The 17,033-nt window shown below is 64.1% G+C and carries 2 protein-coding genes; both read right to left on the bottom strand.

What is annotated here, in order from left to right; all coding sequences use genetic code 11:
- Positions 1-248: 248 nt before the first annotated feature.
- Complete coding sequence (locus tag HB778_RS41080; protein ID WP_244662014.1) at positions 249-13,103, bottom strand: PLxRFG domain-containing protein; 12,855 nt, start codon at positions 13,101-13,103, stop codon at positions 249-251.
- Entirely contained in the window at positions 13,022-16,942 is a 3,921-nt protein-coding gene (locus HB778_RS41790; RefSeq protein WP_244661671.1) for a hypothetical protein, read from the bottom strand. Before HB778_RS41790 ends, HB778_RS41080 begins: the two co-directional genes overlap by 82 nt.
- Between the last annotated feature and the right edge of the window lie 91 nt (positions 16,943-17,033).

The raw sequence follows: 17,033 nt of genomic DNA, 5'->3' as shown, positions 1-17,033 counted from the left end.
TCATGCGCGGGGATCGCTCTACCTAGCAGAGAACATTGTGGCGAAAAAGACCCCGTGTCAGCGTCCCGCCGGCGCGAGCACAAACGCCGCGCGAAGTCGAACTTTTTGTTCGCCCTCGATAGATAAGTTCGAGCAGAAAGGAGCCATGCTAATTTTCGCCTCCTCATTTGAGGGAGCAAAAATTAGCATGGTCGCCAGTCAAGGATTTCGGTCAGTTTAACACCCGGTGTTAAGTCGGACTTTTCGCCTCAGTAGACCCGGTCAGGCAGCATCGCCCGCAGCTTCTTTCCCAGCGGCCGGTTCTCAATCAAAACGCCGTCCTCACGCTTCTTGTCGTTCCTATCGCGGGTTTTCAGCGACTGGTGCAGCGTGTCGATCGTGATCGGCATCGAGCGATGCAGCGGCACCTTGTTGAACACCTTGATTGCCGCCAGCGCGTCAGCACGGCCGTCCATGTCGCCCATGCGGCTCGCCAGCGCGAACCGGTTGACCAGCTGCTGCCTTTGCTGCTGGACGCGGCTCTCTGCGTTCTGAAGCGCCGAGTTGCGATCGTAGGTTTCCGAGATCTTCGCCGGCGTGAAGCCGATCGACTGCGCGATGATGTCCCAAGGCTTGATCTGGTCGGCCGACATGATCTCATCGCCCTTGAGGTTGGTGACGCCCTCGTTGAGGTAGCGATAGGACTTCATCAGGTCGCGCATCCACTTCGGCGCCATCGTCTCGACACCGCGCTCAACCTTGCCTTCGCCGATCAAGCTGATGCCCTGAAACGCTTGCCCGATCATGCTCACGGACGCTCCCAGCGAGTTCATCACCCAATAATCGAACTCGTTCTTGCCTTGGAGATCCTTTGTCGGCGAGCGGAACCACAGGTCGGGCATGCCGATGCGGCTCGTCAGGTCGATGCCGAGATAGTGGCCGGGCACGCCATTGAGCACCACACCGCCCAGCTGGGGGCCGAGTATGTCGAGCATGTCCTTCTTGAACTGCTGTTCGAAGTCCATCGGGTCGTCGTCATCACCAAGCACGGCACTGGCGAGCATCATCATGGTGTTGAAGCCGATGACGCCCGTGACGCCGCCGAGCAGCGACATCATGCCGACGACGCCGGCGGCCTGGTAGCGCGCTTCCTTGCGCGCTTGCGCCGTCTCGCCCTTGATCGCCTGGTGGATGTCGCGGAACACCCGATAAAGCATGTTGATGTTGTAGGCGCGGAACACCAGCGCCACCTTGGCGAAGTCGTTCTGCATCATGCGCGGCCGTGACGAGTTGGAATAATCGAAGTGCGTCTTCCAGGTCAGATCGTGCGCGCTGTCGACCGCTTGCGTGAAATCCTCGCCTGCAGCTTTGGCCAGTCGGAACGCCGCCAACGCCGTCACCTCACGGTTCCACACTTCTGTGCGGTGGAACGCCCATGACAGGATGCCCATCACCTTGGCCTTGAGCGGCGAGTAGCGCACGCCCGTATCGCCTACGCCGGCGAGATCGTGCGACTGCGTCCTGTCGATCAGGCCGGATTCGTAGAAGTTGTCGAGCGCGGCCAGTTCTTCCTTGGTCAGGTTCGCGCGTTGCACCGAGCCCTTGCCCACGACGGAATCGAAGGCTGCTTTCAGCACCGCGGCGGATGCCTTGGCAAAGCCGCCGTACTTCCCAGCGAGCACGGGAATGCCAATCATCGGCGTTTGCGTCATGTTGACGATCGCCGCCGCCGGCGTGGCGCCGAGATACCAGACGAAAGCGGCCGACGACATCACCTGTGCGACGGAGCTACCCGTCGGGTTCATCACCCACTTGTGGCGAAGGCGGAGCTCATTGGCGAGCGTCATGCCCTTCGTCGGGTCATCGGACTTGCGCGCCTGGTCGGAGGCCTCGTTCGTGAGCTCCTGGAGCTCATGCCCATATTTCAGGCGTCCCATCTGATGCCCGGCATGGAACATATGTGACGAGAAGGAGCGCAGCGCGTCACTGTCGAAGCCGTGCACGCCCTTGCGGTGGATGAACCGCTTGCGCGCGGAGAGATCCGGCATGGTCTGCAAATACCGCTGCCAGATCTGATCCATGACGTTCGTCATCGTGGCGCTGTCGAAGCCTGCGCCGCCGACAATCTCCTCGATCTCGGCCACCATGCGTGGATCCATGGCCTGGCGCATCTCATTGACGTTTTCCACGACGCCCACTTCCACCTTGGCCGTGGGGAAGGCATCGCGCATGTCGCCGGCGAGGATATCGCGGTCCATCGACCGTTCCCGGCGCGAGAAGGAGAGCACGGTGCCGTCGACGTCGCGGACCGTGACGAAATAGCGGCCGAAGCGGGCGAGGGGGAAGTACGGCGTGGGCACGCGGCTTGCCTCGAACGCCAGACGCATCTTGGTCAACCGCGCTTTGGCGGACCATACCGACCTGGTGGACGATGACTTGTAGGTTTCCGTCGCCTCGCGCAGCGCGTCAGCCTTCGCCATAGGCTGCATCTTGGCAGCGTTGATGCGCTCGATCTCGGCGTTGTAGGCTTCCTCAGCCTTCCGGCGCGAAATCTCCTGTGCCTTGCGGACATTGTCGAGCAAGATGCTGTCGAGCTCGTTGGCCTGATCCACGTAGGCGTCCCGCACGGTCGAGAAGAGTTCTTTCCCAGCGGGCGACAAAGAGAGCCACGTGGCCCGCAACGCGCTGTAGCCCGGCTTGTTGACAGTCTCATCGTCGGTTTGCGAGGGATCGGCGCCCGCAAGGGTGGCATCGTGCATCAGCTGCGCCAGAATGGCCGCCTTTGCCTTGCCCGCCTTGCCAAGGCCCAGCCGGGCATATTTCAGCCACTGCTGCGCGATCACGTCGGCCGCCGCATGCTTCTTGCCGCGATAGGCGTCGAGGAAGCGCTTCACGCGGAGGTATTCGCCGACGGCCGTCATGCTCGGCCGAGCGAGCTCGGTGAAGTAGTTGAGCGGAATCGCCGCCAGCGCAGACGGGGTAAAGTCCGTGAACCGGCCTTTCACCTCGTTGACGATGCGGTTTTCCGTCAGGGAGTAGGAAGCGTCGGCGGCGTCTGCATCGAAGCCGTCGTCGTTTTCTTGGAAATGCGTCCTCTCAGGCAGGGCGATATCGCTGTCGAGCATTGAAACCCGGCCGTCGTCATAGACCACATAGTTGTAGGAGCCGTCGCCGTCGGCGCGAGATCCGGCATCGAGGTAGCGATGGCCCGGGATGCCCGCCTGGAGCAGCGCCTTGGATGCGGCCTGCTGGTTGGCGTCTCCCTTGCCCAGCCGGCGCGCAAGCATCCCGTAGAGTTGGCCGCCGGTGGTCGAGTGCCAGTCTTTGCCCGCCAGCACTTCCCGAGTTATGGCGCGAAACGTCTTCTCCGGCTCACGCGAGAAGATGCCCGGTTTCTTCACCACATCAACCATCGAGCGGAGCGCACGCTTGACCGCTGGAGGCTGCTCATCGAGCGGCTTATCCCAAAGCATGAGCTCGCTGTTTTCGGGCACGTCGACCTTGATAACTTGACCGCCGTCCCGGGCAAGCATTTGGCGATAGGTCTCGGCGACGTCCTTCAGGCTGGCAAAATAGAGACCCCAGCCGAACGACTGAAATCCTTCGCCCGTGCCGATTTTCGCCGTCGAGAACCGATCGAAGGCGTGCGGGGTGCCGTGATAGGCAAGCTGGAACGATGGCGCAGTGCTTCCCGTGAAACCCTTGGGGAACCGCTGGGCGATATCGCCCGCCTTCGCGGCGCCGAAAACGTCCTCCGATGTCTGGAAGCCACGACCAGCCAGCAGATTATGGATCTGCCGAACCATTTTCGCCATGCGCTCCCACCCGGCCTTAAGGACGGTGTGCGGCTTGACCTTCGTCAGCCCGGCCGCCCACAGGCCGAACGCCTCCGCCTCGATCTCCTTGGCGCTCATCCTGGCCGCCTGGTCGCGTCGAGCCTCGTTGCTCGCCACCATGCGGCGCAGCCGGCCAAGCTCGGTCCTGAGCACGGCTTTCTCAGCGTCCGTGAGGAACAGCGCCTGCAGGCGGTGGAACGCCTCGTGGTAAGCCGCCTTCGGATTGGCACTGTCCAGCGCGAGCACGATCGCATCGCGGCTCGGCGTGTAGTAGCCGCCGGCGGAGCTCGGGCCAGTCGTGCCCCACTCCGGAGCGCCGTTCGGAAGCGGAATGTGCTCCTGATAGGTGATGTCCTTCAAACCGGACGTCTTCCGCACGATGTCGCGAATTTCGTCCTGCTCTGCGGTGCTCAGGCGGCGCTGCTCGGTGCCTCCGTCGACGCTGTCCCAACCGGACAGGGTCTTTTCAGCATCATCAGGCGCGGCCTTCTCAACCGGTGCAGCTGCTGGCTGGGGCTTCGGGCGCAGCTGCGCCAGCACGTCCTGGTGCCGCTTTGCCGTCTCGGTCAGCTTTTCGGCGTCATCCCACGGACCCAGCTGCTTTTCGAGCGGCGGGATCTGCGTGTTGAGTTCGTCCGTGCGGATCTCCAGCCGCTCCGGTTCCGCCGTCATGCGGCGGAGCGTGTTGGACACCTTTAAGCCGGTGCCGACAGGATCGGCCTGCTCGATGTCTTCGATGAACACGTCATGGTCGCCGCGGCCGGCGATGGTCAACTCGAAAGACGTGCCGTAGCGGTGCTCAAGGTCCAGCGTGAAGGCGCCGATCTTGCCCAAGACCGTCGTCGCGACTTTTTCCTCGAGCAGTCGGCGGCCGGCGGCAATGATCGCCGCGCCCATCGCGCCGGGCTTCTCGAACTCTTTGCCCTCGATAGTGGCGCTGAAATTGCCCGAGAAGAACTCGCGCGCGCTTTCCGCGTCGGCCTCCGCAATGGGCATCTGGACGGCGTTGCGGTCGATCTCGTTCCGCATGTCCTTCACCTTGCCGCGAATGCGGTGCTGCTCGCGATCGTGCTCGGTGCCCTGGTCGGTCAGCTTGCGCAGCTTCTGGCGGAGATCCATCTCCTCCAGGATGAGCGGGTTGCCGCTGGCAGCTGCCTTCATTTCGGCCGCGTTGGAGGCTTCGCCGGCGATATCCTCGATTTCACGCGTGCTCGATCCGCCCTTGCGCACCTGCTGGATGAAGCGGGCCTTGCCCTCGATCGTCTGCCACTGGCGCGCGTCGAGCGTGTTCTTGGTGGCATAGCGCAAGATTTCGAGCTCGAAGCCTTCGGGATCTTCGCCATAGAGCTCATTGCCCTGCCTGATGCCGCGCCCGTCACGCTGTTCGAGGTCGGACGGCCGCCAAGGCGCGTCGAGGTGATGCAGCGCCACCATGCGGTTCTGCACGTTCGTGCCGGCGCCCATCTTGGCCGTCGAGCCGAACAGCAGCCGCACCCGTCCGGAGCGGACCTTGCCGAACAGTTCTTCCTTCTGCGCGTCGGTGTTGGCATCGTGGATGAAGGCGATTTCGCTCTCGGGGATGCCTCGATCGAGCAGCTTCTGCCGAAGGTCATCGTAGACGCTGAAGGAGCCATTGAGCGCATCGAACTCGTCAGGCGACATATTGTCGATCGCCTCCTGCGCTGCCTCGTCGCCGGCGTCGGCCTTCTTCATCAACTCGCGAATGCGGGCTTCTTCCTTGGCCTTGGCCTTCTTGGGGGTGGAAAGGTCGATGAACACCAGCTGCGTGCCCTTCTTCGCGTCCCACTTGTCATAGAGCCGCCGCATGTTGTCGGCCGCCACGTGCACCTTGCTCCCAGCGACGTCAGGGTACGACGGGTCGATCAGGCGCATGTCGAGCGCGGCCTTACGCGCGTCCGACATCACCTTCAGCATGTTGTCGGAGCCCTTCTCAGGCTTGCCCTTCGGCAGGTTTTCGGCGCGATACACCAACGAGCCCTTGGGGAACTCAAGGTTGCCATACTGGTTGTTGGTGCCCACGCCGATATAGCTGGCCTGGTCGCGGCTGCGTTCCACCACGACGTTGGTGGGCTTTCCGCCCTTGACCTTCGGCAGCGGCAGTTTCTTGCCGATCGCCGCCAGCTGCGCCTTGATGTCATCGTTGGTGATGACGTCGGCAAAGCTGAGGTAGCGCTTCATCAACTCGGGCATGTTGACGAATTTCGAGAACCGGCTTTTCAGCTTGTATTGCCCGCTCGGGGACAGTTCCCAATCGGACACGACTTCGCCGAACACCCGGGCCCAGGCGTCGAAGTGCGCGACACCGAGCGCCTCCAAGCCCTTGGGATCGAGGTAGCGCTGCACGGTGTACATTTCCGCCATCGTGTTCGACAGCGGCGTACCGGTCGCGAAGGTGACGCCACGGCCGCCATTGCGCGACGTGATGCTCTGGATCTTCATGTAGAGATCGGCCGCCTTCTGGCTGCCCATCGGATTGCCGAGCCCGGCCACGCGCGTCATGGCGGTGGCAAAGGCGAGGTTCTTGAACTCGTGCGCCTCGTCGACGGAGATATCGTCGATGCCCATCTCGTCGAACGTCAGGCCATCGTCCTTCGCGCCGGCGTCGAGCAGGCGCTGAAGCTTGCTGTTGAGGTTTTCACGCCACTTCGCCAGCTGGGCGACGTTCCGGGACTTCTCGCCCGTCTCGTTGCGGAGCTCGGTCATGGACGCCTCAAGCTCGGTCATCTGCTTGGCGATGAAGGCCTTCTCGAACTCTGGCGACACGCCGATGCGGCCAAAGGACGAATGCGCGACGATGACGACGTCCCAATCGCCGGTGATGATGCGGGCGAACAGGCGCTTGCGGTTCTCGGCGTCGAAATCCTTCTTCGTGGTGGCGAGCACCTTGGCGCCCGGGTAGAGCTTCACGAAATCCGACGCCCACTGGCCCACCAGGTGGTTCGGAACGACAAGGATAGGCTTCTTCGCCTGGCCGGTGCGGCGCTTCTCCATGATCGCGGCAATGAGCGCGAACGTCTTGCCGGCGCCCACGACGTGATCGGCAAGCGCGGTGCCGGTCTGAAGGCTGCGCCAGACGAATGATTTCTGGTGCGGGCGAAGGTCGATGATGTCGTCGCCCACCTTGCCGGGCAGGTTCAGGTGCCCGCCGTCGTACTTCCGCAGCACGTCGGTGTTGAAGATGTCGTTGTACAGCCGGGCGAGCTCGTCGCGGCGGCCGTCATCTTCCCACAGCCAGCGCCTCCACTCGGCCTTGACCTTCTCGGCCTTCTCATTGGCCGCGTCGGTGGCGGGCTGGTTGAGGTGCGTCTTGCCGTCGCTATCGCGGTCATAGACCGTGACAGTGCTGCCGTTCAGCACGGCGCCAAGGATCTCGCTCATGCCTGCGCGGTCGGTAGACCACTGCACAGTCGCCGCCGGCGACGGCATCGGCACGGTGATCGCCCATTTCGCGTTTGCCTTCGAATAGAACGACTTGCCGCCGGTCTTTTCGGTCATGTGATTGATGAAGTCGGTCACATGCGTCGCCGGTACCCATGGCGAGCCCGGCTTGACGTTGATGTCTACCGCCTCGATGTCAGGCGGGATGACGTTCTGGAGCGCTTCCACATTGCGGCGGAAGTCAGGGTCAGTGACGGCCGCGCGCTGCGCCTCAGCCAGCTTGGCCTTCACATTGCCCGACAGATACGCGTCAGCCGTCTCATAGGCGCCTGCAGGCGTCTTCCACAGCAGCGGGCCGAGCTCGGCGACGATCTTGTCGGCCGACTTACCGTACAGCCGCTGCATGGCGTCGAGATCCACGCGGCCGAGATCCGCGAGCACCGTTGCCAGCGCATCCTTGGCCGATGATGCCGACGTCGGCCGCTTGTACGGCTGCTGCGTCCGCTTCGTGAAGATCGGTGCCTTTTGCGCCGACGGTCCGCGCGCTACCTCGCCTGTGGTCTTGGCGACAGTCGCTGAAACGCCCTTGTCGAACTTCTCTTCCAGCGCGGAGATCTGCGGCCACGTCGGATCGTCACGGAACAGCCGCTTGTTGGCGTCGACGTTGATCGGGCCATGCTTGCGGGCGAATGCGTCATAGACCGTGTTCAGGCGGGCGCGGAGCTCGTCCAGCTGCTTGTCTTGGGTCTTGTCGTCGATCTGCGCCTTGCGCAGCCTGGCGAAGGCGTCACGCACGCGGATCATGCCGCTGACCCGCTCTTTGGCGGCGTCATTGGCGAAGGTCTGCTTTTCAGCCGTGGCGTGGCCGAGCGAATCCGGCTTGCGCACAAACACATCGCCCTCGGGCGAGAGGAATGCCGAGCCGATCGAAGCGGTATCGACAGTGTTCGGGACTTCCACCTTCTCGACGGAGATCGAACCAGGCGCCGGCATCACACGTTCCGGCAAGCGCTTGATGGCGTTGCGGAGCAGCTCGGGCAAATCGTCATCAGGACGCGACACGAGCGCAGCGGAATCGCCACGATACATCGTCCCGTAGGCGCCGAACTCGCCGAGCATCATCTCGGGGCGCTTCTTGAAATACTGGTTGAGCTTGACCGTGCGGCCTTCCTTGTCCTGGTAGGATGCAGCCTGCACCCACGAAAGGTCGGCCGCCGCGGTGCCTTCCTCGCGCTTTTGCAGCACGATGATGTCGGTGGTGACTTGAGTGCCGGCATTATCGAGGAATGCGGTGTTCGGCAGGCGGATAGCGCCCAGCAGATCGGCGCGCGCGGCGATGTAGGCCCGTGCGGTGGCCGTCTCAGCGTCGAGGAAGGAGTTGGTCACGACCATGGCGAGGATGCCGCCTGGCCGTAGCGCGTCGATCGACTTGGCGAAGAAGAAGTTGTGGATCGAGAACTTGTTGAGCTCGCGCCGATCGGCGTCATACAGCCGTTCGGAGCCGAACGGCGGGTTGCCGATCGCCAGATCGAAATGCCCGTTGGGCGTAGAAAAGTCCTGAAAACCGATAGGCGTGGCAATATCGGCCTTGGGATAGAGGTTTTTGGCGATACCGCCGGTGATGTGGTCGAGCTCGACACCGGTGACACGGGCAGCATCGCGCCACTGGCCGGGCATGAGGCCGATGAAGTTGCCCGCGCCGATCGACGGCTCGAGCACTCGGCCGCCAGAGAAGCCCAGCTGCTTGACGATGTCCCAAATGGCCGACACGACCTGGGCGCTCGTGTAGTGAGCGTTGCGGGTCGAGGATTCCGCCGCGCGGTACTCCTCGGGCGTCAGAAGCGCCTTGAGCTCGGCCGCTTCCTTCTCCCAGCCCTTGTTGACCTCGCCGCCCTCGCGCTCGAACGCAGGACGCAAGCCACCCCAGCCGACCCATTTGGCGAGAACAGCCTGTTCGTCGCGGTTGGCCAGCCGGCCGCCGGCTTCGAGGGTGCGCAGCAAGCGGATCGCAGCGACGTTGCCACGATACTTGGCCTTCTGGCCGCCGGCGCCGAGCTCGTCGGCGTCCGTGATAGCGTAATCGGTGGGAAGGAGAGCCGCCGGCGTGCCGGCAGAAGGTTTTACCCGATCGGCATTTCGCGCTGGCCCTGCGCCAGTGCCTGCATCATCTGCTGCGACGTCGACGACTGGTTCGGCTGTGCCTCGGCGCCCTCCGGTTTCAGGAGAAGATACTCCTCCCGCACCATCTGCCACGCTTCGTCCGACGACAGGCCCGACGCTTCCAGCTGGCTGACTTCCAAATAGGTCTGGTTCGCCGCCTGCTCCAGCACGCGGTCGAGCGACCCGGCCTCCTGGAGCGACTTGAACCGTACCGGAAGGTGCTCCTTCCAGTGCGCTTTCGCCATTGCCTTCCAGTTTTGCAGCTGCATTTGGGGCCTCGACTGACGGACGGGCGATTTCAGCGGCGCTGATGCCACCCCCGGCTTCCTTGGCCATCATAGCAGCAAGTTCGCCCGCCGATAGCCCCACCGGCGCCCAGCGGTTCTGTGAGCCCGAAAGCCCGCGCTTCTCATCGCGGAACATGATGGCGATTCCGCTGGCAGTCGTCGGCACGGTACCCCGTAGCGAGGAAGCCCCAACGGTCGCATAGAGCCGCGCGCCAGTGTCCGGATGATCGAGGCGCAGCGAGACGTCGCCCGAGCCAGCCGGGCCGGCTTCGTTGACGCTGACCGCCTTCATCGGCCGGCCCTTGCCATCGGTGCCCACGGTGAAGCCCTGGTCGAGCAGCACGGTGGAAACCGCCTTGAGATACTGGCTGGCGTCCTTGAGGAAGGCATCCTTCACGTCGTTGCCGGTTTCGCGGCTCGGATCGGTGCCGTAGCCGTCGATGTGCTCCACGCCCCAATCTTGGTTAAGCGTGCGATCTTCCGGCCGTCCGGAGCGCTTGGCGCGCGCCGGCGCTTTGATTTCAGACCCCAGCGCGGCAGCCGCTTCAACCGGAAGCGTGGTGTTGAGCTCGCTGTGGATCTTCGCCGCGGCCGCCACCGGCGTCATGCCGGCGTTGTCCAGACCGGGATAGTTGCGGGCGCCTTCCCAGAACGACAGCAGGAACGGCTTGATGCCCGGGCCGAAGTCCGATGCCATCTGCTTGGCGAACTCGCTGAAATCGCGCACACCGGCCTCGATGTAGGCGCCGGCGATCGTCAGACCGTCGATCAGCACCTCGGGGTCGATGCCGCTGTTGACCTGGTTCATCTTCGCCTTGAGGCGAGCACGAGCAGCTTCCACCCGATCGGCCGTGAACAGCTTGTTGCCGGCGAAGCGATCGGCTGCAGGTGACTGTGCGGCGGCCGCCTTCGCAGTGGCGAGGTCGGCCTCAAGCATGGTTTTCAGCTTGTTCGGGTCCGACGAGACCCCAACCTCCATCTTGATTTCCGCCTCACCGCCCCACGACTTTGCGAGCAATGCGAAGTCAGCCGGCGGCATGTCTGCCAACCAGGTGCGAAGGGCGGTCTTTTCAGCAGCGATCGGATGCAGATCAGCGGAGGCCGCCACTTTCGAGCTTTTCGCCTTCTCGATCGCGGTGTCGACCATCCCGTCGATCATGGTCTTGCTCTGGCCGTCGGTGAACGCGATGCGCTTCCCGTCCGGACCAAGCAGTGTTGTCTCGATGCCGGCGCGCTTGAACGAATAGCCCTCGGGCAGATCCGCCTGGCGCTGCTCGACATATTCGGCGTTCGATGCCGCCGCCGGCGCCGGGGTTTTGGGTGCCGCACGTGGCTTTTCACCGCGAGCGCGGCGCTTCGCTTCCTCGACAGCACTATCCCAATCGTAGCCCTCGCTAAGGAGGTCGATCGCGGCCTTGGCGATATCAGGGGTGATCGGCGATCGTCCGGTCTGCTGGACCGTGGCCGCAGATCCTGCGGCCTTCTTGCCCACGCCCATCGCGGCGAGGATCTCGGCCAGCTTGCCTTCCAAGCGCTGCGCGCGATCGCCGTCGCCGGCAACCTTCATCTGGTCGATCTTTGCGCCAAGCAACAGCGCCACGTCCTTGTTCGCCTGCACCGCGCCATCAAAGGTTGCGCGATCGGCCGTCGACAGAGCCGTGTAGAAGCTTGGCTCCGAACCAAAGCGGCTGTCGATCGAGCCCAGCGGCGTCTGCTCGATGATTGTCCCAGCGGCCGGCTCATAATCCGTGAAGGCAGCGCGCAGCGCGTCGGCAAGCTGCTTGCCGCGCACGATCGGCTTGATCCGCTCGCCCTTCGGCCCGGGCATGAGCATGTGAAGCGTGGCGTTTCGGGCGGTGCCGTTCGCGTTGCCGGCGCCGGCGCCGGTTACATGCTTTCCCGGACCCTTTTCAAAAGTAGCGAGCAGCTCGGCGTTGGAGCCGCCATGGCGCACGACGGATGCCATGCGGGCGGCCACATCGCTACCGCTGGCCTCGACAACGCGCTTGGCAACGTCGACGATCGTCTGATCGTGCAAAGTGCGCGCCGTGGCCGAAATTGCACTTTCAGCCTTTCCCGAAATCTGGCTTTCGGGCTTTCCGGCCTGATCAGCCTTTTCAGCATCAGCCAGCGCTGCGCGCGCATCCGGATCGTTCGCCATGAAGAACGCGTAGGCGAAACCTTCCGGCGTCTTGGAACGCTCGCGCTTGTCGGCCGCGTTGTCGCCACGCAGCTTCGACTGCATCTTGGAGCCTTCGGAGGCTGCAACCGGTGCGGTCGGCAAATTGGCGTCGAAGTCGCCCCAAAGCTGGGTGCGCTTGGTGTAGGGGTCGCCGAAATCGGCCGGATCGAAGCGCACCAGCGGCTTGGGTAGGCCCGTCATTTCGCCAATGCGGCCGATCGGGTTCTCAAGCACATGGAACTTGGGCTTCATCAGGTCGACGTAGAGCGCCGACATATGCACCATCCAGGCATTGGCCTCGACGGGCGTGTCGAACTGCTGCGCGGCTTTCGGGCCGAACAGCTTCTCGACCATGGCGTTGCTGGCGGCGTTGTGCCGCTCCTCCCACCAACGCGCGCCAGATCCTGCGAATGTGGTGCACGGGGTCGCCGCGAGCACACCAACGACCGTCCCGCCGTGCTGGGCGATATCGTCCATCATCGCGCCGGGGGAATCGTAGAAGATGTCGTCGCCAAGCGCGGCGTCCAGCTGGATCACCTGATAGCCGGCATCGCGCCACGGCTGCGACCACGAGCCAGTCTCGTCAAACAGCGAGACGATCACCTTCTTCGAATTGTCGCGGTCCTTGCCGATCTTCTTGGCGATCGCCTTCCAATGAGAGACCCGGGCCTTGGCGTCAGCCTGAGAAATGAGCGCCAGCCCCTTGCCGGGGTCGAGCGTTGCTGCTGGGGCCGGGAACGGCTCGCCGGCGGCGCCGTAGTTCACCTTGTCGTTTTTCGCGTCATAGGTGGTCGGCGTCTTGCCGCCGGCGAACACTTCCGGCGTTTCGTCCACTTCCTCGACGATGCCCGGGTGCTTGCCGTCGACGTCGGTCGAGAACGGGAACTTGGTGTCGCCCTTTTCCAGCCAGTCCTTGAAACCTGCCGTCGTGGTGGGCGTGATCGCGCCAAGGCCTTTCCAGCCTTTGGCATAATTCTCCTGATACGCGGCCTTCGCCTCGTCGATCGAGCCGTAGCCCATCATGACCTTGTGCTCGTCGAGGCGGCGATCGGGGTTCACCTGGTCGACCACGAACACCGGCGCATCGTCCGCGAGCTCGGCCGTGCCGGGCTTGATGAACGTGTCGATGTGGTCTTTGTCCTTGCCGATCGTGCCCTTGATGTAGCCGTAGTGGCTTTTCATCTTGATCGACCAGGCGGTGCCCTTCTTGTCGACACCCTTGCGCTCGGAGCCTTCCGGGTTCTCGATCGAGATATCCATGCCGCCCAGGCGCACGTGGCCCTTGGTATAGTTGCCGGCCTCCTTCTGCGCCGGCGTCGGCTCGGGGAGCTCGTTCTGTGGCGATGTGGCCGCAGCGTGCGCGGCCTGGTCGATCGCCTCCCTCGCGATGCGATCGTTCTTGGCCTGTTCGCGGTCGGCGTCATCCACCCAATCGTGATCGAATTCACCCGTGGGCGCCGCGACAGCGGTTGCATTGCGGTGTTCAGTGATCTTGGTGCGCAAATTGGCACCCAAGTTGCGCCAAGTGGTCTTTCGTTGCGCTTGATGCCGGTCGCGTCGAGGATGCCCTTCCGGCCGGCCGCCGTGAGCTCGCCATCCCACCAGGCGGAGAGATCCGTGCCGCCGGCGGTGACATCGAGGCCGGCAGCCTTGGCGGCCGACGCCTGCCACTGCTTCAGCCGGCGATCGTTGACCGCGTGCATCTTGATCGGCAGAGCCGATCGCCCCTCCTTGCCATATCGCTCGGCGCGATAGCGGTAATCGTCGGCCATCTGGCCGGCCGCCTCCGGCGTGACACCGAACTCGGCGGCAATTTTGGCCTGTTCCGCCGGCGCAACGGAGCCTCGATCGAGAACCGACACACCCATGGTGCGTTGCGATTCCATCCGGATCTTGCCGAGATCGTAGAGACCGGCATGCTTCGTGTCGGGAAAGATGATCGTCTTGTTGCTCACGACACGATCGGTCGACTTGTCGAGCACCGGCTTTTCGCGCGCCGCCGGCGGATCGCGCGCCAGATCCTGCGCCTCAATCTGCTTGGGCTGAAGCTTGCTGACATAGAGCGATGCCAGCGGCACCTGCTGTGACGTGCCATTGTCGTCGACCACAACGACGTCATCGCCCTCATAGGTCTCGATCTTGCCGCTGAAGCGCGGAATGCCGGGATGGTCGACGATCACGCGCTGGCCCGGCGCAGGCGGCCCGGGGAACGCCTGTACGGCCGGCTTCTGTTCCTCTCGGGGCGGCAGTTCGGCGGTCGTGACGGGCGCCGTCTCTTTGAACGCCGGCCGCAATGCAGGATCGGTCACATCGTGCTCGGTGCGACCCATCAGGATGCTGTGCGCCATCTCAGGCGTCATTTCGCGAATGCTGGTGTTGTCGTAGCCCATATTGCCGAGCTCGGCGCGCATGCCGCCCGTGATCACCAGGGGGATGCCCGCGGGCTTCTCGGCCGCCGGCTCGGCCGTCGGCGTGGCGATCGGCGGCGCCGGCGTAGCTGTCACGGGCGCGGACGGCGGTGCTTTCGCATCGGCCGCCTTGTTGAACTCCTCGTAGGACGGCGCGATGGCCGTCAGGTGGCTGATCGGGATCTGGTAGATTTCGCCGCTGGCGGAATCGTGCAGCATGGCCTCGCCATCTTGATAGCTGTCGATCTTGCCCATGAACGGCTGTAGCCCGGGCGCGTCGACGCGAACCGTGACGCCGATCGCCGGCGCTCCCTCGGGGAGGGGAGGCGGCAGGTTCGATCGCTCGATCGCCTTGCGCTCTCCATGCTCAAGGGCGGCCGCCAGAGGCCCTTTGCGTGTCGCAGGCGCGGCCGGAGCCGTCGGACCGGGGCTCGCGCCTGGTGCAGGCGCTGCGGGTGCCGTGGGGCCGGCTGTGGGCGCTACCGGCGCTGCTGCGTCGGCTGGACCGCCCGGAGCCATGTCGATGCCGCCGTGCGGGCTGGCGTGGCCCGCGCCGCCGGCGACGCCGCCAGTGAGGGCGCCGCCGATGAAGTTGTCGACGACAGAGATAATCTTGTCAGCGAGCGGCTTGTTGGCGCCAAGCTCCTCCTGAACGGTCTCCGAAATCACCTGCTGCAAGGCTTCGGTGGTGCCTTCGGTCAGCGAGCCTTCAATAATGCCCTTGGCGATGCGCTTGACCAGGCGGTCCTTGATGGCCTTGCCGCCGGCGATGTTCAGAACCTTGCCCAGCGACACGGAATCGAGCGCGGCCATCGGCACGGCCGCCGCAGCTGCCCAGCCGGCAACCTGTTTCTGCGTCACGTCGCCGGAAGCAACGCGCTTTTGAATGTTCGGATCGTCGCGCAGGCTGCCGTAGACGTCGCCCAAGTTCTGGATATACGACGGGCCAGCGGCGCCTGCGACGAAGCCAACAACCGGGTTCGCGGTCGCCGTGCCGACGCCAAGGCCCACTGCAACGTTCGGAACCATCGAGCCAACGCCCGAGCCCAGCGAATAGGCGGCATACGAGCCCGCATCGCTGATCATGTTCGACCATGTGTCCGTCCGGATGTCGGACACGCTGCCAACGGCCGCCTGGCGCTTGTAGCTGCCCTGCTTGCCCCAATCCTTCACGACGCCGGCGACGTCCTTCATCTTCTGGACGTCGGACAGCACACCCACGGCTTCCATGGCATTGCCGAGCAGCTCGGGGTTTTGGTCGAGCAGCGCGCCCTTGAAACCCTTCACGATCTGGCTCGACTGGCCCGCTTCCCAATCCTTGTGCCATTTTTCGTAGTCGGCGGCCGGGATCACCTGGTAGCGGCCGGGCTCCTTCTTATCCATGCCCTGCCAGATGGACTGGAGTGGATCAGCAGCAGCTTTCTGGCCAAGCGGATTGCCAGCTGCAGCGCCGCCGGCGGCCGAGCGAGCCTGTGCGGCTTCTTCAGCTGCGCCAACGGTCGGAAAACGGGCAAAGGTCGGCCCGTTCTTCGCCTCAAAGGCTGTCATCGCGCCGATGATGTCCTTCTCATCGGTCGGCGAAAACTGCTTAGGCTTGCCGTTCGAGCCCATCCAGAGCGACGGGACGTTGACCCACTGGCCGTCGGGCAGCTGGAAAGTGGTCGAAACCTCCGTCGAATAGCTGCCATCGGCGTTCGGGCGCTTCTCGCCGGCCGTGAAGGGGCGGAGCTCGATCGGCTTTGGCGCCAGCGGGTTCGTGGTGCCGCTGTAGATCCCCATCGGGTCGGACGGCTTGAAGTTTTCGTCAGCGGCCACGGCGCTCGATGCGCCGGCGCTGTCATCGCTCCCGGTGGCGGCAAGCGGCTTGCTGCCAGCGGCCACGTCCTGGAACCACTTCGGGGCCCGGCCGAGATTGTTGTGCGACCGATCGTACATGAACCAGTTGTCCGCAGAGACACGCTTGGAGTTCATGTCGACGTGCAGCATGTCCGGTTCGTGCGAATACGTGATGAAGCGCTTCGCGCCGTTCGCCTGCAGGGTGCTGACGAGTTGCGCGCGCGCGGCATCGTCCATGCCTGCCATGGAGATATCGGCCGCATCGCGGTGCGCGTGCTCGCCCGGCTCCTTTTTCGCAGCCTCGACAGAGTGCTGCGGCGAGCGATAGGCCGACGTCAGCATGAGGTTGCGGCCGATATCGGTCGACGTCGTCGAGAGAAGCGTGCGGAATGCCGGGTTCAGCTGGTCCTGCCCGGGATGCGCGAAAGCCAGCTGGCCGCCTTTCCCAGCGGGCGCGACGGGATCTGGCGGCGCAAGCCGTGCCATGCCGCTCGCAGCCGGATTGCCCGGGATGTGCGCAGGGGTTCCAGCGGGTGCGGCGGTCTGCTTGGCATCTGCCGGCGCCGACTGACTGGTGGGTATCCAGCCGTTCGCACCCGTCGCACCGGCCATGCCGGTGGTTTCAACATACTGGTAGTTCTTGCCGTCCGGACCGCGCCGGATCTCGCCCTCTGAGCCAGCCGATGCGAACGGCTGCGCTGGTGCGGACTGATCGACTTGGGCAGGCGGTGGCGGGGGTGCGTTGGGCTCGGCCGGCGGCGCGGCGGGCTTTCCACCAAGGCCGGTGGAACCACTGTAGAGGCCGAGCGGGTCTTGAAGCTCATAGTCGGAGCCAAGGCCGATTTCTGGAGGCATGACGTGGTTCCCGATCGTGAGGGCAGCACGTCATGCGCAGCGTTAAGCAGGCTTATAGATGGTTCGTTGTTTTTGCGCGAGAGGGGGAATA

It is taken from the genome of Mesorhizobium huakuii (assembly GCF_014189455.1).
GTDB classification, from domain to species: Bacteria; Pseudomonadota; Alphaproteobacteria; order Rhizobiales; family Rhizobiaceae; genus Mesorhizobium; species Mesorhizobium huakuii_A.
The sequence above is the reverse complement of the archived record's forward strand: the minus strand, read 5'-3'. Positions and strand labels throughout refer to the sequence as shown.

What these genes read in the sequence shown, in the direction of transcription:
- HB778_RS41790 (WP_244661671.1), bottom strand. Translation starts at nt 16,942, where the DNA reads ATGCCTCCAGAAATCGGCCTTGGCTCCGACTATGAGCTTCAAGACCCG.
- HB778_RS41080 (WP_244662014.1), bottom strand. Translation starts at nt 13,103, where the DNA reads ATGGATATCTCGATCGAGAACCCGGAAGGCTCCGAGCGCAAGGGTGTC.